Source organism: Streptomyces sp. NPDC050164, assembly GCF_044459945.1.
GTDB lineage: Bacteria > Actinomycetota > Actinomycetes > Streptomycetales > Streptomycetaceae > Streptomyces > Streptomyces coeruleorubidus_A.
In genome coordinates this window covers 126,035-143,149 of record NZ_JBITJK010000018.1, presented here as the reverse complement: position 1 = coordinate 143,149, position 17,115 = coordinate 126,035, and the positions used below count along the sequence as shown (strand labels likewise).

The 17,115-nt window shown below is 71.7% G+C and carries 14 protein-coding genes; 3 read left to right on the top strand and 11 right to left on the bottom strand.

The window, feature by feature from the left end; translation table 11 throughout:
• Complete coding sequence (locus ACIBNA_RS23955) at positions 1-1,146, bottom strand: serine hydrolase domain-containing protein (protein ID WP_399167172.1); 1,146 nt, start codon at positions 1,144-1,146, stop codon at positions 1-3.
• On the bottom strand, positions 1,143-3,722 hold the full coding sequence (locus ACIBNA_RS23950; protein ID WP_399167171.1) for a M14 family zinc carboxypeptidase: 2,580 nt from the start codon (positions 3,720-3,722) through the stop codon (positions 1,143-1,145). The genes ACIBNA_RS23955 and ACIBNA_RS23950 overlap by 4 nt, the downstream gene beginning before the upstream one ends.
• A 143-nt stretch (positions 3,723-3,865) precedes the next feature.
• Here ACIBNA_RS23950 and ACIBNA_RS23945 point away from each other — a divergent pair, with 143 nt between their 5' ends.
• Positions 3,866-4,693 carry an EI24 domain-containing protein gene (locus tag ACIBNA_RS23945; RefSeq protein WP_399167170.1) on the top strand — a complete coding sequence of 276 codons (828 nt, stop codon included), beginning with the start codon at positions 3,866-3,868 and terminating at the stop codon, positions 4,691-4,693.
• Here ACIBNA_RS23945 and ACIBNA_RS23940 read toward each other — a convergent pair.
• Both ACIBNA_RS23940 and ACIBNA_RS23935 read right to left on the bottom strand, forming a co-directional pair.
• Positions 4,644-5,954 (bottom strand): pyroglutamyl peptidase, encoded by a 1,311-nt coding sequence (locus ACIBNA_RS23940; RefSeq protein ID WP_399167169.1) that lies wholly within the window; start codon positions 5,952-5,954, stop codon positions 4,644-4,646. The genes ACIBNA_RS23945 and ACIBNA_RS23940 overlap by 50 nt on opposite strands.
• A gap of 260 nt (positions 5,955-6,214) precedes the next feature.
• On the bottom strand, positions 6,215-6,790 hold the full coding sequence (locus tag ACIBNA_RS23935) for a TetR/AcrR family transcriptional regulator (RefSeq protein ID WP_399167168.1): 576 nt from the start codon (positions 6,788-6,790) through the stop codon (positions 6,215-6,217).
• A 104-nt stretch (positions 6,791-6,894) separates the two neighbouring features.
• Here ACIBNA_RS23935 and ACIBNA_RS23930 point away from each other — a divergent pair, with 104 nt between their 5' ends.
• Entirely contained in the window at positions 6,895-9,345 is a 2,451-nt protein-coding gene (locus ACIBNA_RS23930; RefSeq protein WP_399167167.1) for a beta-glucosidase, read from the top strand.
• An 84-nt stretch (positions 9,346-9,429) separates the two neighbouring features.
• Here ACIBNA_RS23930 and ACIBNA_RS23925 read toward each other — a convergent pair whose 3' ends face one another.
• Together ACIBNA_RS23925 and ACIBNA_RS23920 are read right to left on the bottom strand one after the other, a co-directional pair.
• Positions 9,430-10,401 carry an aldose epimerase family protein gene (locus ACIBNA_RS23925; protein WP_399167166.1) on the bottom strand — a complete coding sequence of 324 codons (972 nt, stop codon included), beginning with the start codon at positions 10,399-10,401 and terminating at the stop codon, positions 9,430-9,432.
• Between the two features lie 27 nt (positions 10,402-10,428).
• Positions 10,429-11,316: an SGNH/GDSL hydrolase family protein gene (locus ACIBNA_RS23920; protein WP_399167165.1), complete on the bottom strand. Its 888-nt coding sequence runs from the start codon at positions 11,314-11,316 to the stop codon at positions 10,429-10,431.
• 259 nt (positions 11,317-11,575) lie between these two features.
• Here ACIBNA_RS23920 and ACIBNA_RS23915 point away from each other — a divergent pair, with 259 nt between their 5' ends.
• Positions 11,576-12,070 carry a DUF3145 domain-containing protein gene (locus ACIBNA_RS23915; RefSeq protein ID WP_399167164.1) on the top strand — a complete coding sequence of 165 codons (495 nt, stop codon included), beginning with the start codon at positions 11,576-11,578 and terminating at the stop codon, positions 12,068-12,070.
• A 78-nt stretch (positions 12,071-12,148) separates the two neighbouring features.
• Here the strand turns inward: ACIBNA_RS23915 and fabF are convergent, their stop codons facing one another.
• The 5 genes from fabF to fasR all read right to left on the bottom strand — a co-directional run bounded on the left by fabF (position 12,149) and on the right by fasR (position 17,082).
• Positions 12,149-13,420 (bottom strand): beta-ketoacyl-ACP synthase II, encoded by a 1,272-nt coding sequence (gene fabF, locus ACIBNA_RS23910; RefSeq protein WP_399167163.1) that lies wholly within the window; start codon positions 13,418-13,420, stop codon positions 12,149-12,151.
• Positions 13,421-13,506: 86 nt separating this feature from the next.
• On the bottom strand, positions 13,507-13,755 hold the full coding sequence (locus tag ACIBNA_RS23905; protein WP_003989952.1) for an acyl carrier protein: 249 nt from the start codon (positions 13,753-13,755) through the stop codon (positions 13,507-13,509).
• Positions 13,756-13,836: 81 nt separating this feature from the next.
• Positions 13,837-14,838, bottom strand: a complete 1,002-nt coding sequence (locus tag ACIBNA_RS23900; RefSeq protein ID WP_399167162.1) for a ketoacyl-ACP synthase III — start codon at positions 14,836-14,838, stop codon at positions 13,837-13,839.
• A 16-nt stretch (positions 14,839-14,854) separates the two neighbouring features.
• Positions 14,855-15,787: an ACP S-malonyltransferase gene (locus ACIBNA_RS23895; protein WP_399167161.1), complete on the bottom strand. Its 933-nt coding sequence runs from the start codon at positions 15,785-15,787 to the stop codon at positions 14,855-14,857.
• 89 nt (positions 15,788-15,876) lie between these two features.
• Positions 15,877-17,082 (bottom strand): fatty acid biosynthesis transcriptional regulator FasR, encoded by a 1,206-nt coding sequence (fasR, locus tag ACIBNA_RS23890; protein ID WP_399167160.1) that lies wholly within the window; start codon positions 17,080-17,082, stop codon positions 15,877-15,879.
• Positions 17,083-17,115: the final 33 nt, after the last annotated feature.

The following is a 17,115-nucleotide window of genomic DNA, read 5'->3' as shown; positions in this document are numbered from 1 at the left end:
TCACAGGGCGAGCGCCGCCCTGTGGATCGCCAGCGCCAGGCGGTCGTTCTCCGGGGCCGCACCGCCCGGGAAGGCGAAACGGCGGCGTGTGTAGCCGTACGCGAGGCCGCTCCACGGGTCCGCGAAGGCCTGCGAGCCGCTCGCGCCGCTGTGCCCGATCGTCCCGGCGCCGAGGAACGGGTGCCACGCGTCGGCCGTGATCTGGAAGCCGAGGCCGAACGACTTGTGGGCACGTGCCACCAGGTCGTAGCCGACCGAGTGGAACTGGCCGAACTCCGCCACCGTGTCCGGCTTCAGCAGCGGCGCCTGCCCGCCCACCTCGCTGATCGCCGCCGCGTACATCCCGGCCAGGCCCCGCGCCGACGCCACTGCGCCCACCGAGGCCGGGCCCTTGGCGCGGATCAGCGGCATGTTGGGCAGCGAGGCGAGGTCGGTCGGTTCCGTGGCGTTGCGGTTGAAGGCGATCGAGGTGAGCGTGTGCGGACCCGTGGGCTCGGCGTCGAGGAGGGCCTGCTGGCCCGGGGTCGGGGCCATCGGCTGGGTGGTGCGGAAGCGGGGCTCGTGGGGCGCGGGCAGGCCGAGGTGGAAGTCCAGGGCGTACGGGGTCCTGATCCGCTCCTGGTAGACCTCCTGGAGCGTGCGGCCCGTGGCACGGCGCACGACCTCGCCCACCAGGGCCCCGCTGACCAGCGCGTGATAGCCGAAGGCCGTGCCGGGACGCCAGAACGGCCGCTGGTCGGCGAGGCGTTCGGCGAGCTGGCGGTCGTCGGCCAGCTCCGCGAGAGTGAAGCCGCTGTCCGTGCCGACCACGCCGGCCCGGTGCGCGAGCAGATCGCGCAGGGTCAGGGCGCCCTTGCCCTCGGCCGCGAACTCCGGCCAGTAGTAGGTCACCTTGCGGTCCAGTTCGAGCGTGCCGTCCTGGACGAGGAGGGCCACGACCAGGTAGGCGGCGCCCTTCGTGGACGAGAACACCCCGTAGAGGGCGTCCGCGTCGGTCCCCGCCCACAGGTCGACCACCCTGCGGCCGTGGACGTAGGCGCACAGCTGGCCCTCGTAGTCGGGGCGCTCCCCGGCCACGAACGCGGCGAACTCCTCGCGCACCCCCTGGAAGCCGTCGGCCACCGTGCCGTGGATCTCCTGCGTCATCCGCTCTCCTCAACTGAACCGCTGTGTGCCACTGTGAACAATGCCATCGCCACCTGCGGGAATTCCCCCTTGGGGTGGTCCCGGAAGAGCGGTTCGGTGCCGAACAGGACCGTCCGGCCACCGCTGACCACCGAGGCCTGTCCCGCTGCCGCCGCGGGCCCGCCGGTGCCGTCCCGGAGCGGGCGCCAGTGCCCGGAGACGAGCGGGTTCCCGGTCGCGTACGACTGCTCCACCCGCACGCCGGGGCCGAGGTCGGTGAACCACAGCGGGGCGTAGACGAAGGCGTGCGCGGGAGCGTCGTGCGTGACGCTGCCCGTGTTCTGCGTTCGCACGACACCGTTCGCGTCCGTGTTGCCCTCGACCGGCTTGACGGCCAGCCGGTCCGCCGCCACGTTCAGGGCCGCTCCCCTCGCGCCCCGGCCGACCAGGCCGTGGTCGTCGAGGAAGGCGTCCAGGGCCCTGCGCGCGGGGGCGGTCAGGGCGGCGTGGTCCAGGCCGGCGGACACGAACAGCACGTCCGTGCCGGACCAGTCGAAGCCCGCGTTCAGGACGGCCGTCGAGACCGGCGTGACATCGAAGTTCATCTCCCGCAGGGCGAACAGCTCACCCGGCGTGACGGCGGCGGCGACCCGGAGACGGTGCAGGGGTGTGCCGCCGGTGAGGCGCGTCGCCGTGAAGGAGACGTCGTGCGTGCGGGCGGCCGCGACCGCCTCGCGGCGGGCCGACGCCGGGACGATCGCGCTGCCGTCCGGCCCCTGGCGTACCGCAACGCCCTGCCGGAGAAGGGCGTTGAGGGCCGCGATCTCGCGCGGATCCGTCAGGCGCAGACGGAGGTTGCCGACCGCAGCCGTGTGGGCGACGGGGGCCGCCTCGGTGACCGGGCGCAGGGACGCGCCCCGCAGGCTGCCCGAGGGCACCTGCTCGACCGTGGCGCCCCACAGGCGGCCCAGGCTCCAGCCCGAGATGTCGTACATCACCGAGACCTTGCCGCTGATGTCCCGCCCGTCGGCCAGCAGCGCGTTCGCCATGCCGCGCTTGGGCTGGTGCATGTCGACGACGTACGAGCCCTGGGGGTACGTCCGTCCGGCGAGCCGGAAGGGGCGCGTGGCGCGGCTGACGCGGACGTCGTTGGCGAGGAGGTGGTCGACGAGACGGGCCGCCGCCGGGGCCGAGCGCTGGGCGCGGGAGTCGCCGGGCGGGATGACGTAGGCGCGCGGGAAGGTGGTCGTGTAGACGTCCTCCGGGCCGATGCCGGGGACGCCGGGTACCGTCCGCGGTGACACCGGTACCTGCGGGGCGCCGGCCGCGCCGCGGCGGAAGGCCTCGATCTGGTCGGTGAGGAGCGAAGTGCGGTGTTCCCGGACGTGGTTCAGGGTCGCGCGGATCGCCGCGCCGGCCACGGCCGTGTTGACCGCCGAGCGGCGGCGCAGCTCCGGGACGGGGAGTTCGTCGTACTCCTCGTTGTTCACCGCCAGCGGGATCTCCACCGTGTGCGCGGCGACCGTGCCGTGGAAGGCCGCGTACTGCGGGGTGAAGATCGGCGGCCAGTCGTCCCAGCCCTCCTCCTGGTCGCGGAAGGGGATCTGGACCGGTTCCACGCCGTCCTTCGCCGGTGTGTAGCCGAGGGCGTTGACCGCCGACTCCATGCCGAGGGCGCCCGCGTAGCTGTTCTTCAGGAACAGGTCGTACTCGTAGTTCTCGCCGTGCGGGGGAGTGGTGGGCTCGATGAGCGTGCCGTTCACGTAGCCGTGCAGGTCGAGCAGGACGGCCGGCTGCTTGTCCAGCTCGATCTGCCGCATCGCGCGGGTCTCGGGCTGCGAGGCGGTGACGAAGTCGCGGTTCAGGTCGAAGCCGTTCGCGTTCGCGCGGGTACCGGCGATACGGCCGTCCGGATTGGCCGTGATGTTGAAATACAGGCGGCTGTGCGCGAGGAGGTCGCGGGTCCTGGCGTCCTTCGCCGTCGCGAGCTTCTCGACGATCTTCAGGGAGGCGTCCGTGCCCTCCCACTCGTTGCCGTGGATGTTGCTGTTGACGAAGACCGGCGTCTTGTAAGAGTGCTTGATCCCAGGGGACTTCGCGGCCGCCGCGGGCGCGTTCTCGATCAGCTCGCGCATGCGCTCCTGGGCGCGGGCCTGGCGGGTGGTCTCCGGGGCGGTGACGGTGACGAGGTAGAGGCGGTGGCCGCCGGCCGAGCGGCCGGTCACCTCCACGCTCACCCGGTCGCCGAGGCGTTGCAGGGCGTTCAGCTTCGGGGCGATCGCGTGGTACGGAGTCAGGCCCAGCTTCAGGGACTTGTCGCCCAGGTTCTCCGGGGCGGGGGAGAGGAACTGGCGGCGGGGATAGCCGCGGGCGGGCGCTGCGGTGGAGGTCTCGCCCGGTGTCTTCGCGGTCAGTGCGCGCCGGGCCGCGCTCGCGGGAGCCTCGGCCGCGCGGTCGTCCACGGCGGCGCCCTCGCGGGTGACGGGCTTCGGGTCCGCGCGGGCGGCGTCGGGGCCCAGCAGAAGCGAACCCGCCGTGGCGAGCGTGAGCATGACGATCAGTACAGGTCTCGCAGGAACGGTTCTCGTGGTGCGCACGCGTACCTCCAACGGGGCTTCCTGAGATCGGTACGGCGAGGTGTACCGGTTCGACTCAACGGCAACAAGGCCGCCTTGGTGTCACCGGTGACCCGTACGGCCCTGTCGGGGAGTGTCCCGGCCTGCCCCGATAGGGTTTTCCCATGCGCGATCTCGGGGTGGGTTTCCGGTACCTGCTGCAGGGCCAGCGATGGGTGGCCCGGCACGGCAGGAGTTTCGGCTTCGGGCTGCTCCCGGGCCTGATCACCCTCGTCCTGTACGCGGCGGCGCTCGTCGCGCTGGCGCTGTGGGGCGAGGACGCCGTCGCCTGGGCGACTCCGTTCGCCGACGACTGGTCGAGCCCCTGGCTCGGGCTCTTCCGCGGCTTCCTGACCGCCGTGCTGTTCGCCCTCGCCCTGCTCCTCGCCGTCGTGACGTTCACCGCGGTGACGCTGCTGGTCGGGCAGCCCTTCTACGAGAACCTCTCCGAGAAGGTCGACCGGGACGTGTCCCCGGACGGCCACGCCCCCGAGTCGGGCCTGCCGCTGTGGCGCGAGTTGTGGATCTCCGCCCGGGACAGCCTCCGGATCGTCGTACGGGCCGCCGTGTGGGGCGTGCTGTTGTTCGCGTGCGGTTTCATCCCCGTCGTCGGTCAGACGGCCGTACCGGTGATCGGGTTCTTCGTCACCGGGTTCTTCCTCACCGAGGAACTGACCGCCGTCGCCCTCCAGCGCCGCAGTGTCGAACTGCGCACCCGCCTCGGCCTGCTCCGCTCTCGCAAGACCCTGGTCTGGGGCTTCGGGACGCCGCTGGCCGTGGCCTTCCTGGTCCCGTTCGTCGCGGTGTTCCTGATGCCGGGCGCGGTCGCCGGCGCCACCCTCATGGCGCGGGAACTGCTCGGTGAGGAGATCCGGGAGGACGGCGAGGAGGGCGACGGGGCCGTCACGACTCTTCCGCAGCCACCCTCAGGATCGTCCTCACCTGCGCGATGATGTCCAGCCGGTTGCGCACGAACTCCGGGTCGGTGACCTCGGTGGTGTTCCCGGCGCCGAACTGGAGCACGGGCGTGTGCACATGCCCGCCCGGCAGGACGTCGTGCAGCCCCAGCCGGTCCCGCAGCAGCGTCGCCCGGTAGGCGATCTCGTTGGACAGGTAGTCACCGCCGCCGCCCGCGCGAGCGGTCGAGCCGGGGGTCGGGCCCTCCGGGCGTACGACCGGCTCGGTGCCGCCCGCCGGGATCTCGGTGACACTGGTGTTGTCGTACACCGGGAAACGGCCGGTGTCCGCGGCCACGATCGCCCGGAACGGCAGCGTGGTCGTCGTCCACTGGGGCTGTGAGGCCGGGTCGGTGACGGGGATCGTCTCGGTGCGGCCGACGTTGTCGTTGTCCCCGAAGCCGCCGCGCCAGGCCCCGTTGGTCCGCTCGATGTCGAACCGGCCGACCCGGCCCTGGCTCACGGTCATGAACAGATCCACCTTCTCGAGATGGGGCCGCAGGATCCGCTCCACCGTCCCTCCCCCAGTGCCGAAAGCCTGGGAGGTGCCCCCAGTGAAGTCCCGCCAGCGCACCGGGAACACGGCCGTCTCGATCCGGGCCGGGCCGTCCGCCGTCTCGATCACCGTGCCGTCGAGGGCGAGCGCGGTGGCGCCGGACGGGTTGGAGATGCGGATGTCGCGGTCCAGGGTGAACGGGTCGAAGCCGGTGACCAGGATTCGCTTCAGGCCCTTGCCCTGGGGGTAGCTGACGGCCGTCTGGCCGCGCGAGGTGCGCTCCAGTTCGTCCAGCAGCGCGGCCCGCTGCCGGTCCGTCAGACCGAACTCCGGCTCCCACATGCGCACTTCACGCGTCATGCCGAGCCGCGCCCAGTACAGCGGCCGGTCGTCGTCCCGGCTGAGGCCCGCCCGTCGCCCGCCACCACCCTCCCCAGGAAGCGCTTCGCGCCCTTCATGTTCCGCCGGGCCGCGTCCCTGCGCCCGGTCGACGGCCCGCCGCCACAGCGCCGATCCTTCGCGTACTACGATCCGACGGGCCTCGGCATAGGAGCGGGCCGCGGTGAGGGTCCTCGCGAACTTCCCCACCGTTGCGTCGAATCCGGAACGTCTGAGGATCTCCTGGGGCACGGCCCGGTCGAGCCGCCGCTCCTCGACGGTGGGCGAAGGAGCGGTGTCGGCCGTCGCCGTGGTCGTCGGCGCCGCCAGCCCCGCCAGCAGGGCCAGCCCGAGCACGCCGATCCGAACGCGTATGGAAGTCAAGGCAGTTCAGGTCCTTCTGTCGCCGTGGGGAAGCGCTGATACCGAACGGCGGCAGTATCGCGTGACAGAAGTGGTCTACGCCATGGGGTGTGGGCTCAGGACGGCGACATCAACATGGCGAACATGAGCGACGGAACCACCTGGAACGCCGCGGCTCCACGCAGCCTGGCCCGCCACAGCCCGACACCGATGGCCGCCACCACCCCGCAGGTCGTGCCCAGTTCGGCCGGCGGCGGCTCGTACGGCTCGTCGAGGGCCGTTCACTCCTCGCCCAGCAACCCCAGAAAGTCCCGGAACGCCCCCGCCATGTCCACCGACTCCGGGTCCAGCAACCACTGGTACTGCAGCCCGTCCATCACCGCGACCAGCAGGGGAGCCGCGCGCTCGGGCGTGAGGCCGTTCGGCAGCCGGTCGCCGTACTCGGTGCGCAGGACCGTCGCCATCGACTCCCGCACCCGGCCGTACCGCTCGGTGAAGTACGCCCGCGCCGGATGCCCCTCCGTCACGCTCTCGCCGAGCAGCGCCGAGAAGGTCTGGATGATGCCGGGCCGCATGGCGTTGTACTCGACGAGTGACGCGAGCAGGTCGGTCCGCCACGGCCCGACGGGCACCGCGTCCCACTTGTCCCGCTCCTCCAGGACGGCCACGAGCAGCGCGTCCTTCGTCGGGAAGTAGTGCAGCAGGCCCTGTTGGGTCAGCCCGACCCGTTCCGCCACGGCGGCCAGGCTCGCCCCCCGGTAGCCGCGCTCGGCGATGACCTCCAGGGCGGCTCCGACGATCTCGGCGCGTCGTTCCGCACTCCTGGTCCTGGCGTTCATGGCGTCACCGTACGGCACTGCGAACAGCAAAACATAACGCCAAGATAACGAAACCTACCGACCTACAAGCAGCAAGTGCACGATGGGTAGGGCACCGAACGGACTTCAACGAGGAGGCACCGATGGCGGCACCGCAGGAAACGGCCGACGAGACCCGCGAGGCGGCCGTCGAGGCCGCCCTCCGCAAGCTCGACCTGGACGCCAAGGCCCGGTTGCTGGCCGGCCAGGACATGTGGTCCCTGCCCGCACTCCCGGAGATCGGCCTGAAGTCCCTCGTCATGTCCGACGGCCCGATCGGCGTCCGCGGGGTGCACTGGAGCGCCGACGACCCGTCCGTCGCCCTGCCCTCACCGACCGCCCTCGCCGCCACCTGGGACCCGGGGCTCGCCCACCGGGCCGGCGTGCTGCTGGCCCAGGAGGCCCGCCGCAAGGGCGTCCACGTCCTGCTCGCCCCCACGGTCAACCTGCACCGCTCCCCGCTCGGCGGCCGCCACTTCGAGGCCTACAGCGAGGACCCGCACCTCACCGGGCGGATCGGCACCGAGTACGTCCGGGGGGTCCAGTCCGGCGGCGTCGGCACCACCGTCAAGCACTTCGTCGCCAACGACGCCGAGACCGACCGCCTCACAGTGAACAACCTCCTGAGCGAACGCGCCCTGCGCGAGCTGTACCTGGCCCCCTTCGAGGCGATCGTCGAGAACGCCCACCCCTGGGGCATCATGACGGCCTACAACACGGTCAACGGCACGACGATGACCGAGCACCACCACCTGGTCAACGAGGTCCTGCGCGGCGAGTGGGGCTTCGACGGGATCAACGTCTCCGACTGGACCGCCGCCCGCTCCACCACCGGCGCCCTCGCCGGCGGCCTCGACATCGCCATGCCCGGCCCGCAGACCGTCTACGGCGAGGCCCTCGCGCAGGCCGTACGGGACGGCCGGGCCGACGAGACCCAGGTCGACGAGGCGGTCCGCCGGGTCCTGCGCCTCGCCGCCCGCGTCGGCGTCCTGGAGGGCGCCGAACCGGCCGTCACCGACCTGCCCGGGCCCGTCCACGGCGAGTCGCTCGCCCGCGAGATCGCCCGCCGCTCCTTCGTCCTCGTCCGCAACGACAACGGCGCGCTGCCGCTGAAGCCCGGCAGGATCGCGCTGATCGGCGCCGCCGCCCGCGACGCCCGCGTCCTCGGCGGCGGCTCCGCCACCGTCTTCCCGGCCCGGGTCGTCTCCCCGCTCGACGGCCTCACCGCCGCCCTCCCCGACGGCAGCCTCACGTATGCCCTCGGCGCCGACCCGAACACCGAACTGCCCGTCGCCGACCAGGGCTTCGAACTGCGCGCCGTCTGCCGCGACAGCGAGGGCACCGTCATCGGCACCCGCTCGGCCCCCAGCGGCCACATCCAGTGGATGGGCGACGACCTCCCAGGCGGCGTCACCCACGAAACCCTGGCGACCGTCGAGCTGACGGGCAGCTTCACCCCGCGCGAGACCGGCACGCACACCTTCGGCATCAAGGGCCTCGGCCCCTTCCGGCTGACCGTCGCGGGCACCACGTACTTCGACGACGTCCAGCGCCCCGCCGAGGACGGCGACCCCTTCGCGGCGTTCTCCGGCGCCCCGGTGCCCCACGCCCGGGTCGAACTGACCACGGGCGAACCGGTCGAGGTCTCCCTGACCTACGCCGTCCCGCCGCCCAGCGACCACCCCATGCGGACCATCGGCTTCACCCTCGCCCACCAGGACCCGCAGCGCGACCCCGACGAACTGATCGCCGAGGCCGCCGCGGCCGCCCGGGCCGCCGACACGGCCGTCGTCGTGGTCGCCACCACCGACCGCGTCGAGTCCGAGGGCTTCGACCGCACGGACCTGCGCCTGCCCGGCCGCCAGGACGACCTGGTCCGCGCCGTCGCCGCCGCCAACCCCGACACCGTCGTGGTCGTCAACTCCGGCTCCCCGGTGGAAATGCCGTGGCACGACGAGGTCGCCGCCGTGCTCCTCACCTGGTTCCCCGGCCAGGAGGGCGGCGCGGCCCTCGCGGACGTGCTCACCGGCGCCCACGAGCCCGGCGGCCGCCTGCCCACCACCTGGGGCTCCCTGACCGACGCCCCGGTCACCCAGGTCGTCCCGGTGGATGGCGAACTCCCCTACGACGAGGACGTCTTCATCGGCTACCGCGCCTGGGAGAAGCACGGCCGCACCCCCGCCCACCCCTTCGGCCACGGCCTCGGCTACACCGACTGGACCTACCAGTCGGTCGAGGTCGAGGGCGCCGCCGACGGGGCCACCGCCAAGGTCCGCCTCCGCAACACCGGCGACCGCCCCGGCCACGAGGTCGTCCAGCTCTACCTCGCCCCGAGCGAGCCCGGCCCCATCCGTCCGGCCCGCTGGCTGGCCGGCTTCGCGGGCGTGGACGCCGGACCCGGCGAGAGCGTCGAGGCGACCGTCGAACTGCCGCGCCGGGCCTTCGAGATCTGGGACGATACGACCAAGTCGTGGTCGTTTGTGAAGGGTTCGTACGAGATCCAGGTGGGGCGCTCGATCACGGACCGCAGGATCACTGCGACGATTAACGTCTGATCCGGGACGAGTTCCCCACCGAGCAGCCCCGGTCCGGGACCTGACCCCTGGACCGGGGCTCGTGATCCGCCCACCCGCGGGCGCTCAGCGCGTGCCGAACCCGTACACCGTCTCCGAGCGGTACACCTCGCCCGGCCGCAGCACCGTGCTCGGGAACTCCGGCCGGTTCGGGGAGTCGGGGAAGTGCTGGGTCTCCAGCGCGATGCCGTCGCCGGGCGCGAAGGGCTCGCCCAGATGGTCGGCGGTGTACAGCTGGAGTCCGGGCTCGGTGGTCGCCACCGTCAGCACCCGCCCGGACGCCGGGTCGTGCAGCTCCGCGACCTCGGCCGGAACGTCCGTCAGACCCTTGTCGAGCACGAAGTTGTGGTCGTAGCCGGCACCGACCTTGCGGGCCTCGCGGAAGTCGAAGCGCGTGCCGGTCACGTCGTCCAGGCTGCCGGTCGGGATCAGGTCCGCGTCCACCGGCGTGTACCGGGAGGCGGCCAGCCGCAGCTCGTGGCCGCCGGCGTCGCCGGCACCGGCCAGGTTGAAGTAGCTGTGGTTCGTCAGGTTCACCACGGTCGGCGCGTCCGTCACGGCCTCGTACACGATTCGCAGCGCCCCGCTCTCCAGGAGCGTGTACGTCGCCGAGACCTCCAGCCGCCCCGGGAAGCCCTCCTCCCCGTGCGGACTGACCCGCTCGAGCCGCACACCGTGCTCGACGGGCGTCCCCTCCCACACCCGCTTGTCGAACCCGCGCACTCCACCGTGCAGCGCGTTCGGCCCGTTGTTCGGTTCGAGTGCGTACGTCAGTCCGTCCAGCGGGAACCGGGCACCGGCGATGCGGTTGGCGTACCGCCCGACCAGGGCGCCGAGGTACGGATCCGGGTGAGTGAGATAGCCGTCGAGGTCGCAGAACCCCAGCACCACGTTCCCGGCCCGCGTGTCCCGGTCCGGCACCTCGACGGACTGCACGATTCCGCCGTACGACAGGATCCGCACCCGCACGCCCGCCCGTTCCAGGGTCCAGCGGTGCACCGCAGTGCCGTCGGAAAGTGTGCCGAAGAGTTCGTTCATGTGCGGAACTCTAAGTCAGGCCCTGGGTCAGGGGCGTTCCGCCGTGACGGTCCGGTACGCGATCTCCGCCAACCGGGCCTGTCCGTTCACGCTCGGGTGGAAGTAGTCCCAGCGGCTCAACTGGGCGGTGCCGAAGCGGTAGTCGTACACCGCGCCCCCGTCGTAACGGCACCGCTTGTCCTCGGCGCAGACCTCCTTCAGGACCTTGTTGTAGTCCTCCACCCGCTTCTGCACCGTGTTCCGCCGCAGGTTCGCCGCCGAGTCCAGGGCGTCCGCGTCACCCAGCATCGACGGGCAGATGCCGAGCTGCCAGACCTGCTTGCCCATCGGGCTGGTGCGGCCCTCGGACCACAGCCGCTTCAGGTTCGGCACGCTCGCCACGAACACCTGGGCCTTGGGCAGCGCCTTGCGCAGGCTGCGCAGGGAGTCCTCGAAGTCGGCACGGAACTCGGTGACCGGGGTCATCGCCGAGGGGGTGGCCCGGCAGGCGTCGTTCGCCCCGACCATCACCGTCACCAGCTGGGGCTTTTGCCGTACCGCCTGGGCGATCTGCCCGGGCAGGTCCGCCATCCGCGCCCCGGTCACGGCGTAGTTCCAGCTCCGCTCCGCGGCCCCGGCCCGCCCCAGCAGCCGGACGGCGAGGGAGCCCACCTCGGGGCTCGCACCGGTCGCCCAGGACGCCTCGGGGCAGTCCTGCAGCACGTCACAGGCGTCGAAACCCCGCGTGATGGAGTCGCCCACGGCCGCGAGGGAACTCGGGCTGCGGTCCCACAGGGGTGTGGGCTTGGGGGACGGCTTGGCGGTGCCGGACGGGGCGGGGGAGTCGCCCCCGACCGCATCACACCCGGCGACACCCAGGGCAGCCGCCACGGCCACGGCAAGAACGACGCGTGAGCGGTGGCTTCGCTTCCGCATCCCTGGTCCTTCCCCTCGCCGCGCCGTGCCTGTCTCCCCAACCAATAACAACGCACGCGGGTTCCCGACCGATCAGGTGCAACGGCTCACACCCGTACAAGCGTCCCCCTGGGTGAATGGCGGGCGTTTCCCGGCACCGGGAGCGACCGTACGTCACACTCCTTGCGTCACCGCACGGTAGCCTCGCCATCAACGTGACCCGCCCGGTCACAGCCGTTCCGTCCGTTTCCAAGATGTCCCGCTCTGCCCGGAGGTTCCGGTGACGACACGTGGAGTTCTGTACGTGCACTCGGCGCCGCGCGCGCTGTGCCCGCACGTCGAGTGGGCCGTCGCCGGGGTGCTCGGTACGCGCGTCAGCCTGGACTGGATCCGTCAGCCCGCCTCCCCGGGCACCTGGCGCTCGGAGTTCTCCTGGCAGGGCCAGGTGGGCACGGCGTCGAAGCTGGCGTCGGCGCTGCGCGGCTGGCACCTCCTGCGCTTCGAGGTCACTGCGGAACCCTGTCCCACCGCCGAGGGCGAACGCTACAGCTGCACTCCCGACCTGGGCATCTTCCACGCCGTCACCGGCATCCACGGCGACATCCTCATCCCCGAGGACCGCCTGCGCGCCGCCCTGCAACGCAGCCAGGGCGGCGAAACGGACCTGGAGGCCGAGCTCAACAAGCTCCTGGGCAAGCCCTGGGACGACGAGCTGGAGCCCTTCCGCTACGCGGGCGAAGGCGCCCCGGTCCGCTGGCTCCACCAGGTGGTCTGATGACTTTTCAGCACGCGTGAAGGGCCCTCACCGAGCGGTGAGGGCCCTTCACGTCGTATGGGTGGACAGCAGGCCTTCTCAGATCGTCCGGAACGCCAGCACCACGTTGTGCCCGCCGAACCCGAACGAGTCGTTCAGCGCCGCGATACGCCCGTCGACCGACAGCTTCCGAGCCTCGCCCCGGACGACGTCGGCGTTCGCCTCGGCCTCGGGGTCGAGGTTCTCCACGTTGATCGTGGGCGGAGCCACCCGGTGGTACAGCGCGAGCACGGTCGCGACCGTCTCGACACCACCCGCACCACCCAGCAGATGCCCGGTCATCGACTTCGTCGCGGACACCGCGAAGTGGTCGGTGTCGTCACCGAACACCTTCCGCAGCGCCTTCAACTCGGCGATGTCACCGGCCGGCGTCGACGTCGCGTGCGCGTTGACATGCACGATCTCCGCCGGATCCAGGTCGGTCCGCTCCAGCAGGTTCTGCAGGGCGTGCGAGATGCCCCGCCCCTCCGGCTCCGGCTGCACGATGTCGTGGCTGTCGGCGGAGATGCCCTGCCCGACGGCCTCGGCGTACACCCGGGCACCGCGCTTGGCGGCGTGCTCGGCGGACTCCAGGACGACGACACCGGCGCCCTCGCCGAGGACGAAGCCGTCGCGGGCCACGTCGTAGGGACGCGACGCACCCTGCGGGTCGTCGTTGTTCTTGGACATCGCCATCATGTTGCCGAACGCGGCGATGGGCAGCGGGTGGATCGCCGCCTCCGTACCACCCGCGACGACGACGTCGGCGCGGCCGGTGCGGATCATCTCGATGGCGTAGCCGATGGCCTCGGCGCCCGAGGCGCAGGCGGAGACCGGCGTGTGCACGCCCGCCCGGGCACCCACGGCCAACCCCACGTTGGCCGACGGGCTGTTGGGCATCAGCATGGGCACGGTGTGCGGGGAGACGCGGCGGACGCCCTTCTCCTTGAGCACGTCGTACTGGTCGAGGAGCGTCGTCACGCCGCCGATGCCGGAGGCGATGACGGCGCCGAGCCGGTCCGGGTCGACGGCCGGGTCCTCGCCGGCCTTCGCCTCGAAACCGGCGTCCGCCCATGCCTCCTTGGCCGCGACCAGCGCGAACTGCGCCGAGCGGTCCAGTCGGCGGGCCTGCGGCCGGGGGATGACCTCGGTCGGCTCCACGGCGACCGAGGCGGCGATCCGGACCGCCTGCTCGGCGGCCCAGTCCTGCTCCAGGGGCTTGACGCCGGAACGTCCGGCGACCAGGCCCTCCCAGGTAGAGGCTACGTCGCCACCCAGCGGTGTGGTTGCGCCGATACCGGTGACGACCACGGTGCGATTGGTCGAGCTCACGGGAATTCTTTCTCCAACGGATACGAGGATTAAGCGGCGCCACCGCCGGGTGGCGGGGCAGTCAGCCAGGCGGCCTGATCGGTCGATCAGCCCTGGTGCTTGAGGATGTAGTCGGTCGCGTCGCCGACGGTCTTGAGGTTCTTGACGTCCTCGTCCGGGATCTTGACGTCGAAGCGCTCTTCGGCGGCGACGACGACCTCGACCATGGACAGCGAGTCGACGTCCAGGTCGTCGGTGAAGGACTTGTCCAGCTGGACGTCCTCAACCGGGATGCCGGCGATCTCGTTCACGATCTCGGCGAGACCGGCGACGATCTCTTCCTGAGTGGCGGCCATGTCGGCGCTCCTTCGTAGATGTTCCAGAGGGTGTGGCAGGTGTTGCTCCCGTACCGGACCGCATGATCCGGCACGGAGTGCCTAGGGGAGGGTAACGACAGTCGCGGCGTAGACGAGACCCGCCCCGAAGCCGATGACGAGCGCGGTGTCGCCGCTCTTCGCCTCACCGGTCGCCAGGAGCCGCTCCATCGCGAGCGGGATCGAGGCGGCCGAGGTGTTGCCGGTGGTGCGGATGTCACGGGCGACCGTGACGTGCTCCGGCAGTTTCAGCGTCTTCACCATCGAGTCGATGATCCGCACGTTGGCCTGGTGCGGGATGAAGACATCCAGGTCGTCCACGGTGATCCCGGCCGCGTCCAGCGCCTGCTGGGCGACCTTCGCCATCTCGAACACGGCCCAGCGGAACACCGCCTGGCCTTCCTGGGTGATCGCGGGGAACTTCCCGACCGTCCCGTCGCGGTAGTCCGTCCACGGCACGGTCTGCTTGATGGTGTCCGACTTGTCGCCCTCGGAGCCCCACACGGTCGGGCCGATCTCGGGCTCCTGGGACGGGCCGACCACGACCGCGCCGGCACCGTCGCCGAACAGGAAGGCCGTGGCCCGGTCCTCCAGGTCGGTCAGGTCGCTCAGCCGCTCGACACCGATCACCAGGACGTACTCCGCCGAGCCCTCGACGATCATGCCCTTGGCGAGCGTGAGGCCGTAGCCGAAGCCCGCGCAGCCCGCCGAGATGTCGAAGGCGGCGGCCTTGTCGGTGCCCAGCTTGTCGGCGATCTCGGTGGCGACGGCCGGGGTCTGCTTGAAGTGCGAGACGGTCGAGACGATCACGCCGCCGATCTGCTCGACGGAGATGCCCGCGTCCGCGATGGCCTTCCCGGAGGCCTCCAGCGACATCGCGGCGACGGTCTCCTCGTCCGAGGCCCAGTGCCGCGTCTCGATGCCGGAGCGCGAGCGGATCCACTCGTCGGACGACTCGATCGTCTCCAGGATCACCTCGTTCGGCACGACACGGGTCGGGCGGTAGCCGCCGACGCCGAGGATGCGCGCGTACGGGGCGCCCTTGCTGGGCTTGATCTTCGCCATGCTCTCGGGCTCCTTGTCAGGCACTGTGCTCGGCGATGAGCTCGCGAGCCGCGTCGAGGTCGGCGGGGGACTTCAGGGCCAGCGTCTTCACACCGGGCAGGGCCCGCTTGGCCAGACCGGTGAGGGTCCCGCCGGGGCACACCTCGATCAGGGCGGTGACGCCGAGCTCCTTGAAGGTCTCCATGCACAGGTCCCAGCGCACCGGGTTGGCGACCTGGCCGACCAGACGGTCCAGCACCTCGGTGCCGGCGGCGACGGCCTGCCCGTCGCTGTTCGAGACGTAGGTGACCTTCGGGTCGCCGGGCGTGAGGGCTTCGGCGGCCTTCGCCAGCGTGTCGACCGCGGGGGCCATGTGGTGGGTGTGGAAGGCGCCGGCGACCTTCAGCGCGACGACCTTGCGCACGCCCTCGGGTTTGTCCGCCTCCAGCGCGGCGAGCTGCTCCCTGGTGCCGGCCGCGACGATCTGGCCCGCGCCGTTGATGTTCGCCGGGGTCAGGCCCAGCTTCGTCAGATGCGGAACCGTCACGTCTGGGTCGCCGCCGAGGAGGGCGGCCATGCCGGTCTCGGTGACGGCGGCGGCCTCGGCCATGGCGAGTCCGCGGGTGCGGACCAGGCGGAGCGCCTCCTCGTGGGGGAGCACCCCGGCGAGCGAGGCCGCGGTGAACTCGCCGACGCTGTGACCGGCGATGGCGCCGACCTTCCGCGGGAAGTCGGCCGGGTCCTCGAAGAGCATGGACGCGGACGCCAGTCCGGCCGCGACCAGCAGCGGCTGGGCCACCGCGGTGTCGCGGATCTCCTCCGCGTCGGCCTCGGTGCCGTAACGGATCAGGTCGAGTCCCGCGGCGTCCGACCAGGCCTCTAGGGCATCGCGGACACCGGGGAAGTCGAGCCATGCAGTCAGGAAGCCGGGCGTCTGGGCGCCCTGGCCGGGAGCGACGAGTACGAGCACTCTCACACTCTCTCTTGGGGACGGGCGCGGCCGCCCGTGGGGACAGGGACGAAGAACACGAGGGGGTTTTGTCGAGCCCCGACAAAACCTTAGGGCTGGAGATCTCCATCGACCAGACGCCCCAGGATCAGCGCGATCCGCAGTGTGAACGCAGAGCGTACATCGGAGGGTGACCAGCCGGTGACGTCAGTCACACGTCGAAGCCGGTAGCGGACGGTGTTGGGATGGACGAACAGCATCCGGGCGGCGCCTTCGAGGCTGCTCGCCTGTTCGAGATAGACGCTGAGGGTCTCCAGGAGCGCGGCCCCGGCCTCCTCCAGTGGTCTGTAGATCTCCTCCACCAGTTGCTCACGGGCCGAGGGGTCACCGGCCATCGCCCGCTCCGGGAGCAGGTCGTCGGCCAGGACCGGGCGCGGGGCGTCCTGCCAGGCGGAACACGCCTTCAGCCCCGCCGCGGCGGCCTGCGCGGACCGGGTCGCGGCCTGCAGGTCCGGCACCACCGGGCCCGCCACGACCGGCCCGGCCGCGAACGGGCCGATGAGCGACTTGGCGACGGCCAGAGGGTTGTCGCTGCCGCCCGCGATGACGACCAGCCGCTCGCCGAGCACCCCGGTGAGCACCTGGAGCTTGGCGTGCCGGGCGGCGCGCCGTATGGCCTCGACGGTCAACTCGCTGTCCCCGTCGGGCGCCGTCCCGAGCACGACACACACGTGCTCGGGCGAGTTCCACCCGAGGGCGGCGGCCCGAGACACGGCACCCTCGTCGGCCTCGCCGCTGAGCACGGCGTTCACGACCAGGGACTCCAGCCGGGCGTCCCAGGCACCGCGAGCCTCGGCGGCCTGCGCGTACACCTGGGCGGTGGCGAAGGCGATCTCCCGGGCGTACACGAGCAGGGCCTCGCGCAGCACGCTCTCGTCGCCCGGGGCCGCGACCTCGTCGATCGCGGACTCCATGACCTCGATGGTGGTGCGCACCATCTCCACGGTCTGCCGCAGCGTGATCGCCCGGGTCAGCTCGCGCGGCGCGGTTCCGAACACGTCGGTGGAGATGGCCTGCGGGGCGTCCGGGCGCCGGAACCACTCGGTGAACGCGGCGATACCCGCCTGCGCGACCAGACCGATCCAGGAACGGTTCTCCGGGGGCATGGCCCGGTACCAGGGCAGCGTCTCGTCCATCCGCGCGATGGCCTGCGCGGCGAGCGAGCCGGACGACTTCTCCAGCCGCTTCAGCGTCGCGGCATGCGGATGGACGTCGTGGGCTGCGGCCTGGCTCTTGCTGGTTTCGGGTTCGGGCACGGGACAAGACTGCCTTATCCGGACGGGAAGGTG